This window comes from Modestobacter sp. SYSU DS0657, from assembly GCF_054050925.1.
In genome coordinates this window covers 1-15,065 of sequence record NZ_JBJHAG010000045.1, presented here as the reverse complement: position 1 = coordinate 15,065, position 15,065 = coordinate 1, and the positions used below count along the sequence as shown (strand labels likewise).

The 15,065-nt window shown below is 74.6% G+C and carries 13 protein-coding genes; 3 read left to right on the top strand and 10 right to left on the bottom strand.

Annotated elements, in window-relative coordinates; genetic code table 11:
- Window positions 1-58 precede the first annotated feature (58 nt).
- The 3 genes from ACI79A_RS19205 to ACI79A_RS19195 are packed head-to-tail and all read right to left on the bottom strand — an operon-like array spanning window position 59 to window position 3,623.
- The gene (locus tag ACI79A_RS19205) at window positions 59-1,078 is read right to left on the bottom strand and encodes an ABC transporter permease subunit (protein ID WP_457085359.1); all 1,020 of its coding nucleotides are present in this window, start codon (window positions 1,076-1,078) and stop codon (window positions 59-61) included.
- A complete protein-coding gene (locus ACI79A_RS19200) occupies window positions 1,075-2,628 on the bottom strand; it encodes a sugar ABC transporter ATP-binding protein (RefSeq protein ID WP_457085358.1) in 1,554 nt (517 codons plus the stop codon). The genes ACI79A_RS19205 and ACI79A_RS19200 overlap by 4 nt, the downstream gene beginning before the upstream one ends.
- A gap of 29 nt (window positions 2,629-2,657) precedes the next feature.
- A complete protein-coding gene (locus ACI79A_RS19195) occupies window positions 2,658-3,623 on the bottom strand; it encodes an ABC transporter substrate-binding protein (RefSeq protein WP_457085357.1) in 966 nt (321 codons plus the stop codon).
- Window positions 3,624-3,867: 244 nt separating this feature from the next.
- On the opposite strand from ACI79A_RS19195, the gene ACI79A_RS19190 reads away from it, so the two are divergent.
- Window positions 3,868-4,872 (top strand): class I mannose-6-phosphate isomerase, encoded by a 1,005-nt coding sequence (locus ACI79A_RS19190; RefSeq protein ID WP_457085356.1) that lies wholly within the window; start codon window positions 3,868-3,870, stop codon window positions 4,870-4,872.
- Window positions 4,873-4,902: 30 nt separating this feature from the next.
- On the opposite strand, the gene ACI79A_RS19185 is transcribed toward ACI79A_RS19190, so the two are convergent.
- The 6 genes from ACI79A_RS19185 to ACI79A_RS19160 all read right to left on the bottom strand — a co-directional run bounded on the left by ACI79A_RS19185 (window position 4,903) and on the right by ACI79A_RS19160 (window position 11,694).
- Window positions 4,903-7,503 carry a bifunctional FO biosynthesis protein CofGH gene (locus ACI79A_RS19185; RefSeq protein WP_457085355.1) on the bottom strand — a complete coding sequence of 867 codons (2,601 nt, stop codon included), beginning with the start codon at window positions 7,501-7,503 and terminating at the stop codon, window positions 4,903-4,905.
- 107 nt (window positions 7,504-7,610) lie between these two features.
- The gene (locus ACI79A_RS19180) at window positions 7,611-8,444 is read right to left on the bottom strand and encodes an ABC transporter permease (RefSeq protein WP_457085354.1); all 834 of its coding nucleotides are present in this window, start codon (window positions 8,442-8,444) and stop codon (window positions 7,611-7,613) included.
- On the bottom strand, window positions 8,441-9,367 hold the full coding sequence (locus ACI79A_RS19175; RefSeq protein ID WP_457085353.1) for an ABC transporter ATP-binding protein: 927 nt from the start codon (window positions 9,365-9,367) through the stop codon (window positions 8,441-8,443). Before ACI79A_RS19175 ends, ACI79A_RS19180 begins: the two co-directional genes overlap by 4 nt.
- 38 nt (window positions 9,368-9,405) lie before the next feature.
- Window positions 9,406-10,500: a hypothetical protein gene (locus ACI79A_RS19170; RefSeq protein WP_457085352.1), complete on the bottom strand. Its 1,095-nt coding sequence runs from the start codon at window positions 10,498-10,500 to the stop codon at window positions 9,406-9,408.
- Window positions 10,484-10,996, bottom strand: coding sequence for a sigma-70 family RNA polymerase sigma factor (locus tag ACI79A_RS19165; protein WP_457085351.1), 513 nt, complete (start codon window positions 10,994-10,996; stop codon window positions 10,484-10,486). Before ACI79A_RS19165 ends, ACI79A_RS19170 begins: the two co-directional genes overlap by 17 nt.
- Window positions 10,997-11,175: 179 nt before the next feature.
- Complete coding sequence (locus tag ACI79A_RS19160; RefSeq protein ID WP_457085350.1) at window positions 11,176-11,694, bottom strand: flavin reductase family protein; 519 nt, start codon at window positions 11,692-11,694, stop codon at window positions 11,176-11,178.
- A gap of 35 nt (window positions 11,695-11,729) precedes the next feature.
- Here ACI79A_RS19160 and ACI79A_RS19155 point away from each other — a divergent pair, with 35 nt between their 5' ends.
- Window positions 11,730-13,151, top strand: coding sequence for a dihydrolipoyl dehydrogenase family protein (locus ACI79A_RS19155; RefSeq protein WP_457085349.1), 1,422 nt, complete (start codon window positions 11,730-11,732; stop codon window positions 13,149-13,151).
- A 4-nt stretch (window positions 13,152-13,155) separates the two neighbouring features.
- On the top strand, window positions 13,156-14,109 hold the full coding sequence (locus ACI79A_RS19150; protein ID WP_457085348.1) for an NAD(+)/NADH kinase: 954 nt from the start codon (window positions 13,156-13,158) through the stop codon (window positions 14,107-14,109).
- Here ACI79A_RS19150 and ACI79A_RS19145 read toward each other — a convergent pair.
- A complete protein-coding gene (locus tag ACI79A_RS19145) occupies window positions 14,094-14,879 on the bottom strand; it encodes a transglutaminase-like domain-containing protein (RefSeq protein WP_457085347.1) in 786 nt (261 codons plus the stop codon). The two genes, ACI79A_RS19150 and ACI79A_RS19145, sit on opposite strands and share 16 nt — an antisense overlap.
- Between the last annotated feature and the right edge of the window lie 186 nt (window positions 14,880-15,065).

The window sequence follows — 15,065 nt, the reverse complement described above, 5'->3', positions numbered from 1 at the left end:
GGCTCTCGGGGAGGAGCGGGGGCCGCCCCTCCCCGAGAGCCCGGCCGGTGCTCTGCGGTCAGCCGCTGGCGCGGGAGAAGCGCTTCAGGCTGTCCAGCGCGATGGCGATGATGATGACGACGCCCTTGATGATCAGCTGGTAGAAGAACGGCACGTCGAGGAGGATCAGCCCGTTGGACAGCACGCCGATGATGACGGCGCCGACGAGCGTGCCGAAGATCCGGCCTCGACCGCCCGCCAGGGACGTCCCGCCGAGCACGACGGCGGCGATCGCGTCCAGCTCGTAGCCCTGACCCGCCGTCGGCTGGGCGGACAGCACGCGGGCGGAGAAGATCAGGCCGGCAACGCCGGCGGCAGCGCCGGCGAGCATGTAGGCCGAGAGCAGCACCCGCTTGACGTTGATACCGGCCAGCCGCGCGGCCTCCATGTTCCCGCCGACTGCGTAGACGTGCCGGCCGAACCGCGTCCGCTCCAGCAGGAACCAGAAGATCGCGTAGACCACCACCATCACGACCACCGGCTGCGGGATGCCGGCGATGCTGCCGTTGCCGATCCCGCGGAACCCGAGGTCGCTGGCGACGAGCGGCTGGCCGTCGAGGAGCGAGTAGGCGAGGCCACGCAGGTACGTCATCGACCCGAGGGTCACGATGAACGCGGGCAGGGCCAGCCAGGCGACGAAGGCGCCGTTGAGGGCACCGCAGACCGCGCCGATCAGGATGCCGCCGAGCAGCGCCAGTGGTGTGGGCACCCCCTCGACCGCGAGCAGGACGCTGCCCACCCCGGCCACCGCCAGGATGGAGCCGACCGACAGGTCGATCCCGGCCGTCAGGATGACCACCGTGAGCCCGGCGGCCAGGATCGCGTTGATCGACACGGATCGCGCCACGTTGATGGCGTTGTCCACCGAGAGGAAGTTCGGCGCCAGCGCAGCCATGAGCGCGATGAGGACCAGCAGCACGGCGAAGATGCCGACCCGGTCCCACCAGTAGGCGATGACCGATCCCCGCCGTGCGGTCTCGGGGGCGACCCGGGTGTCGGGAATGGGGTTGTCCGGGGACGTCACGGTGTTCGGGTTCATCGGGCAGTCCCAGCGTTCTCGGTCGTGGAGGCGTCCTCAGCGGAGACGCCGGTGGCGTGTTGCATGACGTTCTCCTCGGTCGCCTCGCGGGCGTCGAGGGTCGCCACGATCCGCCCGGCACGCATGACCAGCAGCTGGTCGCTGATGCCGAGCGCCTCGGGCAGGTCGGAGGAGATGACCAGCACTGCGGTCCCGGTCGCCGCGATGTCGTTGATCAACCGGTAGATCTCGCTCTTGGCGCCGATGTCCACCCCGCGGGTGGGTTCGTCCAGGATCATCAGCTTGGGCCGCTGGAGCAGCAGCCGCCCCAGGACCAGCTTCTGCTGGTTGCCACCGGACAGCGCCCGCGACTCCAGCCCCAGCGCGTTGGACCGCACCTTCAGCTGGTCCATGACGCCGCGCACGGCCTTGAGCAGCGAGCCCCCACGGACGACGCCGGCGCGGCTGTGGTCCTCCAGCGTGGACATGCCGATGTTGTCCTTGACCGACAGGTCGAGGAACAGCGCCTGGTCCTTGCGGCTCTCCGGCAGCAGACCGACGCCGGCCCGCATGCCGTCGATGGGGTTGCGCACCTCCAGCGGCTCGCCGTCCAACAAGACCGTGCCCCCCGTGCGGCGGTCCGCGCCGTAGATCAGGCGCGCCACCTCCGTCCGGCCGGCACCGATCAGGCCGACCATCCCCACGACCTGGCCGCCGCGCACGTCGAAGCTGACCGGTCCGATGCCCCCGTCCCCGGTCAGCTCGCGGACGGAGAGCCGGACGTCACCTGCCGGGTGGGGGGTGCGCACGTACAGGTCGTCGATGTCGCGACCGACCATCATCCGCACGATGTCGCCGGGGCCGACCTGGTCGGGGCCGGTCGTCCGCATCTCGCGGGTGCCGATCAGCTGCCCGTCGCGGAACACGGTCACCCGGTCGGCGAGTTCCCAGACCTCCTCCATGCGGTGGCTGATGTAGACCAGCCCCATACCGCGCGCGCGCATGGACCGGATGAGGGCGAACAGCTGCTCGCTCTCGGTGCGCGAGAGCGCGGCCGTCGGCTCGTCGAGCACCAGCACCCGGGCGTCCTCGGCGACGGCGCGGGCGATCTCGACCATCTGCTGCATACCGACGCTGAGCTGGCCGATCCGCCGGTTGGGGTCGATGTCGGCACCGACCCGGGCCAGCTTCTCCCGGGCCTGCGTGACCATCGTCCTGCGGTCCAGCATCCCGAAGCGCAGCGGCTCGTTGCCCGTGGCCAGGTTCTCGGCCACGGTCATCTCGGGGATGGTGTTGAGCTCCTGGTGGATGATCGCCACCCCGGCGGCCATGGCATCGCGCGGCGAGGCCATGACCACCGGGGCACCGGCGATCCGGATGGAGCCGGTGTCCGGCTGGTAGTTGCCCGAGATGATCTTCATCAGCGTCGACTTGCCGGCGCCGTTCTCGCCCATGAGGGCGTGTACCTCGCCGGGGCGGACGTCGAAGCTCACGTTCGACAGGGCGAGGGTCGCGCCGAACCGCTTGCTGATGCCCTCGACCTCGAGCAGCGGAGCCGTGGTGTCACTCATGACAGGTCCTCCCACCAGCCGGCCGTGGGTCACCAGCCTTCGTACGAGCTGACGTTGTCCTTGGTCACCAGCGTCGGCTCGAGCAGCGTGACGCGCTCGGCCGGCGGGTTGCCGGCGACGATGTCCTTGCCGACCTCGAGCGCCTCCAGCGCCATGCCACCGGGGTCCTGCGCGGCGCTGGCCACGAAGTTGGAGTTCGGGTCCTCCAGGGCCTTCACGGCCTCGGGGGAGCCGTCGACGCCGACGATCGTCACGCCGGTGCGTCCGGCCTGCTGGACCGCGAGGTCGGCGCCGAGCGCCTCAGGGTCGTTGATGGCGAAGATGCCCTGCACGTCCTGGTTGGCCGTGAGCATGTCGGTGGTCAGGGACAGGCCGCTGGCGCGGTCGTTGTTCCCGGCCTGCCGGGCGACCACCTGGATGTCCGGGTTGTCCGCGAGCACCTCCTCGCAGCCCTTGACCCGGTCCTGCGGCGCCGTGGTGGGGGTGCCCTCGATCACGAAGATGTTCCCCTGGCCGCCCAGGGCGTCGACCAGTGCCTGACAGGACTGCCGACCGGCCTCCACGTTGTCCGTGGTGACCGCGGCGTCGGCGCCCTCGGCATCCACGTCGACGGCGACCACGGGGATGCCGGCGGCCTGCGCCCGGGCGACCGCGGAGGCGATCCCGGAGCTGTCGACGGCGTTCAGGAGGATCAGGTCCATGCCCTGCTGGATGAAGGCGTCGATCTGGTCGTTCTGCGCGGCGAGGTCCTGACGCCCGTCCTGCACGTTCAGGTCGAAGCCCTGCTCCTGCGCGGCCTGCTCCATGCTGTTCTGCATCGAGGCGAAGAACGGGTTGGAGATGTCCTGGAGCATCAGGCCGACGCGCTCCACCTCACCGCCCCCGCCGCCTCCGCCCCCGCCGGCTTCGTCGCCGTTGCTGCAACCGCTCAGCGCGAGCGCGCCGAGCAGGGCGATGGCCGTGGACGTCGTCCGGAACCGTGAGCTGGCCAACATGCTGTCTCCTCCGTTGGAACGAGCACTGGTGGTGCACCCTGAGCTCTGCTCCGTGTCGCGGGACACAGTCGCTCGGGGTCTGGAGAATGTAGCTCCGGACAACTTGTACCGACTACATGGTCCCCCGGCGGGTCGCGGCCCGGGGTGGCCGACCGGATCGTCGCGGCGACCCGGCATCCTGACCGCACCCTGACCGGAGCCGCCGCTGCGCGGCACCCCCCTCTTCTGGACTCGAGGCAGCCGCATGACGCTCGTCCCGATCGTGGTGGACGCCAACCAGCCCGCCGACCGCTTCTACGCCGGTGGCCGGCAGATCGCCGAGTTCCGCGGTCGCCCGTGGACCGGCGGGAACCTCCCGGAGGACTGGGTGGCGGCGACCACGCCGCTGTTCGGGGAGAGCTCGCTGGGCCTGTCCCAGCTGCCCGACGGTCGGCTGCTGCGCGATGCGGTGGCGACCGACCCCGAGGCCTGGCTGGGCGCGGGACACGTCGCCCGCTTCGGTGCCGACACCATGCTGCTGACCAAGCTCCTCGATGCGGGTCAGCGGTTGCCGGTGCACATCCACCCGGACGGGCCGTTCGCCGCTCAGCACCTGGGGCGCGCCCACGGCAAGACCGAGGCGTGGGTGATCCTGCAGGGCGGCGCGGTGCACCTCGGCCTGCGCCGCCCGCTGTCGGCGGAGCAGCTGCGCCGGCTGGTGGAGGAGCAGGACGTCGACGGGCTGCTCGCCGCGATGCACCGGGTCGAGGTGGCCCCGGGAGACGCCGTCCTGGTGCCCGCCGGGATGCCACACGCGATCGGCGCCGGGGTCTTCCTCGTCGAGGTGCAGGAGCCGGAGGACCTGTCGATCCTCTTGGAGTGGCGGGGCTTCGCCATCGACGGCGACCGGGAGGGCCACCTCGGGCTCGGGTTCGACCTCGCCCTGCAGGCGATGGACCGCACCGCGTGGCCCGCTGAGCGGATCGGCGAGCTGGTCGTGCGACGCCCCGGCCGGGGGTGGGTGCTGCCCGACCGGGCGGCGGACTTCTTCCGGGTGCACCGCGTCACCGGTCGTGACGTGCTCGAGGCCGGTTTCGGCGTGCTGGTGGTCACCGGCGGGCAGGGCGAGCTGCGGCGGTCCGATACCCGGGAGGGGACGGCCGTGCGGCACGGGCAGACGGTCGTCGTGCCGCACGCCGCGGGAACGCTGGTCGTGGACGCCGACGAGATGTTCGAGGCGCTGTGGTGCCGGCCGCCGGAGGCCCGCTGACCGCCGCGCCCGGAACCTCCGGCGCGACGCTCAGACCAGCTTGAGGGTGAGCGCGGCGCGGCCGGCGTCGGAGCGGGCGGTGGCGAGCCGCTCGGCTGACGGCGTGCCGTACTCGGTGGTCCGCTGACGGGCGGGCCGGCCGATCGCGGCGGCCATGGACTCCAGCTCAGCGATCGTCTTCAGCGACCCGTTGCCCGAGCCGGCCATCCGGCTGATCGTCTCCTCCATCAGCGTGCCGCCGAGGTCGTTGGCGCCCCCGTTCAGCATCGCCTGGGTGCCGACGTCGCCGAGCTTCACCCACGAGGTCTGGATGTTGTCGATCCGGCCGTGCAGCAGCAGCCGGGCGACGGCGTGCACCGCCCGGTTCTCCCGGTTCGTCGGCCCCGGGCGGGCCACCCCGGCCAGGTAGATCGGCGCGTTGTGGTGCACGAACGGCAGCAGCACGAACTCCCGGAAACCACCCGTCTCGTCCTGCAGGCGGCTGAGGGTGCGCAGGTGCGCGACCCAGTGGGCGGGGGTGTCGACGTGGCCGTACATCATCGTCGACGTCGTCGGCAGGCCCACCTCGTGCGCGGTGCGCACGATTTCCAGCCAGGTCGCGGCCGGCAGCTTGCCCTTGGTGAGCACCCACCGGACGTCGTCGTCGAGGATCTCCGCCGCCGTCCCCGGCAGGCTGTCGACGCCCGCTTCGCGAGCAGCGGTGAGGAAGTCGCGAAAGCTCAGCCCGGTGCGGGCGGCGCCGTTGACCACCTCCATCGGCGAGAAGGCGTGCAGGTGGATGTCGGGCCGGCGGGCCTTCACCTCCCGCGCCAGGTCGAAGTAGGCGGTGCCGGGCAGGTCGGGGTGGATGCCACCCTGCATGCAGATCTCGGTCGCCCCGCCGGCCCAGGCCTCGTCGACCCGGTCGCCGACCTGCTGCATCGACAGGGTGAAGGCGTCGGCGTCGGTGCGCCGCTGGGCGAACGCGCAGAACCGGCAGCCGGTGTAGCAGACGTTGGTGAAGTTGATGTTCCGGTTCACCACGTAGGTGACGTCGTCGCCGTTGACGTCCCGGCGGACGGCGTCGGCCAGCGCCGCCAGCGCCTCGAGGTCGGCCCCGTCGGCACCGAGCAGCGCCAGGTACTCGGCATCGGAGAGCCCCGCCGGGTCGGCCGCGGCGTGCCGCAGCGCGGCCCGCACCTCCGGGTCCCCGGCGGCCAGCGCGGTGGAGGAGCCGTCGCGGGCGCTCTCGGTCCGGGACCGCAGCTCGGCCCAGTCGCCGTAGACGGCGTCGAAGTCGCTGCGCCGGTCACCGGTGCGCCCGACCGTGTCGACCTCGACGTGCAGGTCGACCCGGCCCGAGGCGGTCCACGCCTCGTCCGGCTCCTGCCACGGCAGCCCGGCCGGGATGCGCCCCTCGACGGCCAGGCCGTCGGGGTCGGCGAGCGCGGACACGTGCGGGCGCACCCGCGGGTCCAGCCAGGGCTCCGGCTGCGTGACGTACCCGGGCTGGGCGGCCAGCCGCTCGCGCAGGGTGAACCCGGCGTCGGCGGTCAGCTCGGCGAGCTTGTCGATGTTCGGCCAGGGCCGCTCGGGGTTGACGTGGTCGGGCGTCAGCGGGCTGACCCCGCCCCAGTCGTCGACCCCGGCGCGCAGCAGCAGCGCCAGCTCGGTGGAGTCGGAGAGGTTCGGCGGCGCCTGCACGCATGCCTTCGGGCCGAGCAGCAGCCGGGTGACGGCGACGGCGGCGACGTACTCCTGCAGGCCGAGGTCGTCGTGCGCGGCCATCGCGGTGCGCGGCTTGGCCCGGAAGTTCTGCACGATCACCTCCTGCACGTGCTGGTGCCGGCGCGCCGACGCCCGGATGGCGGCGATCGCGTCGACCCGCTCGGCGTAGTCCTCACCGATGCCCAGCAGCACGCCGGTGGTGAACGGGACGGCGGAGCGGCCGGCGTCCTCCAGCACCCGCAGCCGGACGGCGGGCTCCTTGTCGGGGGAGCCGAAGTGCGGGCCGCCCTTCTCCGACCACAGCCGGGTCGCCGTCGTCTCCAGCATCATGCCCATCGATGCGGCGACCGGCTTGAGCCGCTGGATCTCCTCCCAGCTCAGCACGCCCGGGTTGAGGTGGGGGAGCAGCCCGGTCTCCTCCAGCACCCGGATCGCCATCGCCCGCAGGTAGTCCAGCGTGGAGTCGAAGCCGGCGGCCTCCAGCCACTCGGCGGCGACCGGCCAGCGGTCCTCCGGGCGGTCGCCGAGGGTGAACAGCGCCTCCTTGCAGCCCAGCGCGGCACCGGCACGGGCGATGTCGAGCACCTCGTCGGGGGAGAGGAACGGCGCCTTGCCCTCGGCGCGCAGCTGGCCGGGCGTCGTCACGAACGTGCAGTAGTGGCAGCGGTCGCGGCACAGGTGGGTGAGCGGGATGAACACCTTGCGGCTGTAGGTGACCACCCCGGGGCGGCCGGCCGAGGCCAGCCCGGCGTCGCGCACCCGGCCGGCGGCGGTCAGCAGCCGGTCGAGGGGCTCGCCCTCGCCCAGCCCGCGAGCGTGCAGCAGGGTCTCGGCCTCGGTGGCGTCGAGGGTCACGCCGCGCTCGGCTCGGGTCAGCGCACGGCGGACGGCGGACTCGGACGGCGCGGGCAGGGCGGTGCTCATCAGCGACGACGCTAGCCCCGCCCGGTGACGCCCGCGCTTCCCAGGTTCCGCCCGGCCGACGTCCCCGCCGCCGGAATGGCCGTTCTGGCGATCGACGAGGGCCGGGCCTAGACGTCGCGGCGGCGGAAGGAGAGCACCGCCAGCCCGCCCACCAGCAGCACCCACACGGCCACCCAGCCCAGGTAGGTGGCGGTCAGCGGGGCCTGGCCGAGGAACGGGAAGCCGACCTCGCCGAAGACGCGCAGCGCCGTCGGGTCCTGGAAGGCGTACATCGCACCCCGCCACAGCCCGTCGGTGGGCAGCAGCATCCGGGAGACGCTGCCCACCCGGGCGACGCCGTCGTTGCCTATCGCCTCACCCACCCCGCCGACGACGCCGGCCACCCAGGTGGAGCCGAACAGGCCGACCGCGACGATGCCCGAGGCCATCGGGGAGATCGCGGTGGCCAGCAGCAGCACCAGGGTCAGCAGCACGGTGGTCTGCAGGGCGAGCAGCAGCAGGCCGACGACCGGCTGCGGGGGCCAGTAGCCGACGGTCAGCTGGACGACGAGGAACTGCGCGAGCCCGGCGACCACGACGAAGCCGGCGCCGAAGGCGACCAGGCCCAGCCACTTGCCCAGCAGCACCTGCCAGCGCCGGACCGGGCGGGCCAACACGGCCAGCGCGGTGCCCGACTCGACCTCCCCGGCCAGCGACGGTCCGGCGAGGAACGCCGTGCCGAGGGCGCCGATCAGGCTGAACCCGAACATCACCAGGTTGAGCAGCTGGGAGGAGACCAGCCGCGCCTCGCCGCTGGTGAGCGTGCCGAGCTCGGCGTCCAGCCGGGAGAACCCCCAGCCGCTGAGCAGCAGCAGGGCCGCGGTGAGCAGCGCCAGCGCGCGCAGCACCTTGCGCCGCGACGCCTCGCGCAGCGTCAGCCCGGCCAGCGTCAGCACGATCACGGTCGGTCCTCCTCGCGCAGGATGCCCAGCAGCCGTTCCTCCAGGCTGATCCGCACCGGCTCCACCGCGTGCACCCGCGCCCGCAGGGCCACCAGGTCGGCGACCAGGTCGGGCACCGCCGTCCCGTCGTCGTCGGCCGGCAGGGTGACGGTCAGCCACTCGCCCTCGCGGGTCACCCGCCCCAGCGACGCGAGCCGCGCCTCGGCGGCGGGGGTGAGGCCGTCCAGGTGCAGCCGCAGCTCCCGCTGGCCGAGCAGCTCGGCCAGCGTGCCGGCGGCGGCGACCCGGCCGTGGTTGAGCACCACCACCCGGTCGCAGACCCGCTCGACCTCCCCGATCAGGTGCGAGTTCAACAGCACCGCCACCCCGCGCGACTTGAGGTCCAGCACCAGGTCCCGGACATCGACCCGGCCGACCGGGTCCAGCGCGCTGGTGGGCTCGTCGAGCACCACCAGCTCCGGGCGGGCCACCAGCGCGACCGCCAGCCCCAGCCGCTGCTGCATGCCCTTGGAGAACCCGCCCACCCGGTCCCCGGCCCGGTCGGCCAGGCCGACCAGCGCCAGGCACTCGCGGCGCTCGGCGTCCGGCACCCGGGCCCCGGCCAGCCGCACGTGCAGCGCGAGCACCTCGGTGGGCGTCAGCCACGGCTGGTACCGGAAGAGCTCGGGCAGGTAGCCGACCGCCGCCCGGGCCTGCGGGTCGCTGCCCGGCCGGCCGAGCAGGAGCACCTCGCCGGCGTCGGGCCGGACCAGGCCCAGCAGCATCTTGATCACGCTGGTCTTGCCTGCGCCGTTGGGGCCGAGCAGGCCGACCACCTCGCCGCGGCCGACGGTGAAGGAGACCCCGTCGACCGCGGTGCGCTTGGCGTAGCGCTTGCGCAGCCCCGAGCACCAGACCGCCGCCGAGGGCGGCAGGCCGGCCACCACCGCCTCGGCGGTGGCGGGGCCGGCCCCGGGCGCGGTCAGCGCAGCCCCCGGGCGACGTCGAGCACCTCGTCCTCGCTGATCGTCCCGGCCACGCCGGTCACGACGCCGTCGGCGACCCAGACGACGCCGTGCAGCAGGCCGTCGCGGGAGGCCAGCACGGTCGCCTCGGCGCCGTCGACCTCCGTGGTGGAGGTCGTCGCCAGCTCGGCCGGCACCGGCAGCGGGAGGGTCGTGCCGTCGGCGGTGAAGGTGCGCAGCTGGTCGGCGAGGGAGTCCGGCAGCCCCGGTAGCGACAGCAGGTAGTCCCGGGCCACGTCGAAGGGGACGCCGCTGGACTCCGCCGTCGGGGCGTTCACCCGGCCGACCGCCAGGGCGGGCAGCCCGCGGGCCTCCGACCAGACCGCGGCGACACCCGGGCCGGCGGTCAGCCGGAACGTGCTGCCGTCGAGCCCGGCGGGCACCGGGGGCAGCTGCTCACCGGCGGCGGCCACCGCCCGGTCGGCGGAGAAGGTGAACTCGGCGACCAGCTGGTCGCCGACGGTGTACGTGGGCTGACCGGTGACGCCGCGCGGCAGCTCGTCGACCTGCGGCACCGTCAGGCCGGTGGCCTCCTCGGCGGTCGCGGCGTCGGCGACCTCACGCACGTCCGGCTCGGCGACCGGCCGCATCGTGCCGTACCCGGAGAGGTCGGGCAGCGCGACCAGGTCGGCCTGGGTGACCGCGACCGGGGCGATCTCCTCGGTGCGGAACACCTGCACCCAGTCGCCCGCGGCCGCGGCCCCCGCACCCCCGACGACCAGGACGACGCCGAACGCGGCGACCACGGGGCTGCGCAGCCGGGTCCGCCAGCTGCGGGCCGGTGCGGTGGTGCGGGCCGCGGTGGAGGGGGTCGCGGCCGGCCGGGTCGCCGCCCGCAGCCGCAGCCAGGCGCGGTCGACGTCCGGGGTGGCGTCGGTGGTCGCCAGGGCCGTCGCGGCGGCGGTGGCGTCGGTGCGGACGGTGTCCAGCCGCTGCAGGCAGGCCGGGCAGCCGGCGACGTGGGCGCGGTCGGCGTCGGGAACGCCGGCGGGCTCGTCGAGCAGCCGGCGCAGCGTGCCGTCGGTCGGGTGGGGGTCAGTTCGCAGACGCATCGTGGGTCAACTCCTTGCGCAGGGCGGACTCGGCGCGTCGGACGGTGGTGCCGACGCTGCCGGGGGAGAGGTCGAGGGCCGCCGCGACCTCGGCGTAGCTGAGGCCGCTGTGGCGCAGCACGAGGGCCAGCGCCTGGTTGCGGGGCAGCCGGGCGAGGGCGGCGCGCACCCGGCGGGAGTCGTCGCGGGCGACGACGGTGTCGGCGACGTCGGGGACCAGGCCGTCCCGGTCGGCGACGGCCGCCTCCCGGGTCGAGCGGCGGCGGCCCGACCGGATCAGGTTCAGCGCGGTGTGCGCCGCGGCGACCGACAGCCACCCCGGCGCCTCCGCGGCGGGCACCGCGGACCGGCTGAACGCCAGGAACACCTCCTGGGCGATGTCCTCGGCCTCGTCGCGGGAGCCCAGGACGCGGGCGGCCACGGCGACCACCCGCGGGTAGCCGTCGCGGAACACCTGCTCGAGGTCCGGGCGCACGCCGTCGCGCGCGCTCGTCACCGCGGTCCTCCTGCGTGCTGTGCCCTTCGAGGTCGCGGCGCGCACCGCGGCGAGCGGTGCGACCCGACCGTGCCCGACGACGTCCACATCCCTAGAGCACCGCCGACGCCGCGGATGTGACAGAGGACCCCGTCCCTCTCACCCTTCGCACGCTCAGGGCGAGCCTCCGGACGGGGCCGTCACGAGCCTTCCCGGCGGCCGGCGAGCCGTCCGGCGCCGTCGGTCCAGCGGCCGCGCAGCCGCACCAGTGGGTCGCCGTCGCCGAGCACCGGCACCCCCTCCACCGACAGCAGGACGACGACGTGGCTACCGGCCTCGACCACCGAGTGCACCCGGCAGTCCAGCGCCGCCAGGGCGCCGTCGAGCACGATCGCGTCGCTGACCGGCGCTCGGTGCCAGGGCACCGACTCCAGCAGGTGCCGGGCGCTGGGCCGCCCGGCGGAGGCGAACCGGCTGGCCAGGATCGCCTGCGGCGCCGCCAGGACGTTGACGACCGCCGAGCCCACCGCCTGGAGCACCTCGGCCGGGTAGCCGTCGGTGGCCAGGCCGATCGCGACCAGCGGCGGGTCGGCCGAGACGCTCATCAACGAGGTGACCGTCGTCCCGACGTCGTCGATGTCGTCGCGCACCGTCAGCAGGACCACCCCGGCGGCGTACTGGCGGAGGGCGGCGGCGAACTCCTGCGCATCGACCGGCATGGCGGCCAGTCGACCACAACCGCCAGGATGGCCGGGTGACCGATGCAGAGCAGTCCTTCGACGTCGTCGTCCTCGGCGCCGGGTCGACCGGCGAGAACGTCGCCGACATCGTCGTCCGCGGCGGCCTGAGCGCCGTGCTCGTCGAGTCCGAGCTCGTCGGCGGCGAGTGCTCCTACTGGGCGTGCATGCCCAGCAAGACCCTGCTGCGCGGCAGCGAGGTGCTCGGCCAGGCCCGCGCGGTGCCCGGCGCCGCGGCCGCGGTCACCGGCGAGCAGGACGTGGCGGCCACCCTGGCCCGGCGCGACGACTTCACCAGCCACTGGGACGACGCCTCCCAGGCGGAGTGGGTCGACGGCGCGGGCATCGCGCTGGTCCGCGGGCACGCCCGGCTGGCGGGGGAGAAGCGGGTCGTGGTCACTACCGACGGCGGGGACGAGCTGGTGCTCACCGCCCGGCACGCGGTGGCGGTCTGCACCGGGTCGCGGGCCGCCGTCCCGCCGGTCGACGGGCTGGCCGACGTCCGGCCGTGGACCCCGCGCGAGGGGACCAGCGCGAAGGAGGCGCCCGGCCGGCTGCTCGTGGTCGGCGGCGGCTACGTGGGCTGCGAGATGGCCACCGCCTGGCAGCAGCTGGGTTCCCAGGTCACGCTGCTCCAGCACGGCGAGCGGCTGCTGCCGCACCTGGAGCCGGCGGCCGGGGAGGCGGTTGCGGACTCCCTGCGCGAACTCGGCGTCGACGTCCGGCTGGGCACCGAGGTGCGCACCGCCCGCCGCGACGGAGACGAGGTGGTGCTCGCCTGCTCGACCGGGGAGTTCCGCGGCGACGAGGTGCTGGTCGCCACCGGCCGCGCCGCCAACACCGACGACGTCGGCGTGGACACCGTGGGGCTGACCCCGGGGGAGTACCTGGACGTCGACGACGCCCTGCAGGTCGCCGGCCTGCCCTGGCTGTACGGCGTGGGTGACGTCAACGGGCGCGGCCAGCTCACCCACATGGGCAAGTACCAGGCCCGGCAGGCCGGCGCCGCGATCGTCGCCCGGGCGCGCGGCGAGCAGGTGGACCTGTCCGACTGGTCGCCGTTCGTGGCCACCGCCGACCGCCGGGCCACGCCCAGCGTCGTCTTCACCTCCCCGCAGGTGGCCGCGGTCGGGCTGACCGCCGCGCAGGCGGCCGACGCCGGGCTCCCGCACCGGGTGGTCGAGTACCCGATCGGCAGCGTGGCCGGCGCGGCCGTCTTCGCCGACGGCTACTCCGGGACGGCGATCGCGGTGGTGGACACCGAGCGGGAGGTGCTGCTGGGCATGACGTTCGTCGGCGAGGGCGTGGCCGAGCTGCTGCACTCGGCGACGATCGCGGTGGTCGGGGAGGTGCCGATCAGCCGGCTGTGGCACGCCGTCCCGTCGTACCCGACGATCAGCGAGATCTGGCTGCGCCTGCTCGAGACGCTGCGGGGCTGACGGCGTGCACGACGGCAGCCGCATCGGGCTGGTCCTGCATCCCCACCGCGACTGCTCGGCTGCCGCGGCGCAGGTGGCGGCCTGGACGAGCAGCCACGGCGTCGAGCTGGTCGCCGCGGCCGAGGAGGTCAGCCGGCTGGGCCTGACCGGGGTGATCCCGGTGGAGACGGCCGAGCTCGCGGACTCCTGCGACGGGATCATCGCCCTCGGCGGCGACGGCACCCTGCTCGGCGCGATGCGGCTGGTCGTCGGCCGGCCGGTGCCGGTGCTCGGGGTCAACTTCGGGCGGCTGGGGTTCCTCACCGAGGTGGAGGGCCGCGAGCTCGAGGCCGCCCTGACCGCGATGGCCGAGGGGCGCTCGACCATCGAGTCGCGCAGCTGCCTGGTGGTCCACGGACCCGGCTGGGAGACCGTCGCCTTCAACGACGTCGTCCTCGCCCGGGTACCGGGGGATGGGATGGTCGACGCGACGCTCTCGGTGGCCGGCCGCCGGTACGGGCACTACCGGAGCGACGCCGTGATCATCGCCACCCCGATGGGCTCGACCGCCTACAACTTCGCCGCGGGTGGTCCGGTGATGTCCCCGGGGGCCCAGGGGGTGCTGGTCACCCCGTCGGCTCCGCTGAACGGCATCGACCGCACCGTCGTCCTCGGCCCCCACGAGCCGCTCGTGCTGAGCCTGCCGGCAACGGCCGGCCGCCCGGCGGTGGAGGTCGACGGGCTGGTCCGCGGCCGGCTCGCACCGGGCGACGAGCTGCACGTCTCCTCCCGCGCCGACGCCGGGCTGCTGGTGCGGCTGGACGACTGGGCCGCAGCCGACCGCAGCCGGGTTAAGCTCTCCCTGCTGGACCTGCCGCTGCTGCCCGAGGAGCTGGTCGAGCTGGTGCCCGAGGAGCTGCGCCGCCGCCAGCCGGGTGGGGTGTCCGTACCGGGCCGGGGGCCTCAGGCCAGCGCGTAGGGCTCATCGCTGGGGGCGGGCAGCTCACCGTCGACGGTGGCGGTCACCGTCATCGCGCCGAGGGTGGCCTGCCCGCCGAACAGCGACAGGAAGGCGGTGTCGGCGGCGTCGCGACCGGAGCAGATCCGCACCAGCGCCGAGGTCGGCGCCAGCCGGGTCGCGTCGACGGTCTGCCACACGCCGTCGACGTCGGCCTCGACCACGGCGTGGAAGTCCATCGGGGACAGTCCCGGGGCGTAGACGGCGACCAGCCGGGCCGGCACCTCCAGGGCCCGCAGCAGCGTCACGGTCAGGTGCGCGTAGTCCCGGCACACACCCCTGCCGAGGAGCAGGGTGTCGACCGCGGTGTCGACCGGCCGGCTGGAGCCGGCGGTGTACACCAGCCGGTCGTGCACCCAGGCGGCGACGGTGGCGACCAGCTGGGCGCGGGGCGCCGACCGGTCGAACTCGGTGCCGGCGTAGCCCTCCAGCTGGTCCGAGGGGCAGTAGCGGCTGGGGCGGACGAACTCCGCCCAGTCGGCCGCGGTCACCTCCCGCGGCCGGCCGTCCCCGGTCACGTGCCCGGTGTAGGCGATCGTCGTCCCGCCGGCCGGCAGCTGCAGCCGGTGCACACGCGCGCCGGGGACGGCGATCTCCTCGACGGCCACCGGCCGCCCGTCGCAGACCACGGTGAGCAGCTCACCGGCCGGTGCGGCCAGCGCGACCTGCAGCAGCGCCGTCGCCGGGGCGGGGGTGGAGACGGTGAGCCGGCAGGCCACGTCGGTGCGCATGCACGCATCCTGACCGGCTCGTGTGTCAGCCGTGTGGCGTGCCGCCCCGCACCCCGTTGCCCCGGGGGGGGGGGGGGGGGGGGGGGGGGGGGGGGGGGGGGGGGGGGGGGGGGGGGGGGGGGGGGGGGGGGGGGGGGGGGGGGGGGGGGGGGGGGGGGGGGGGGGGGGGGGGGGGGGGGGGGGGGG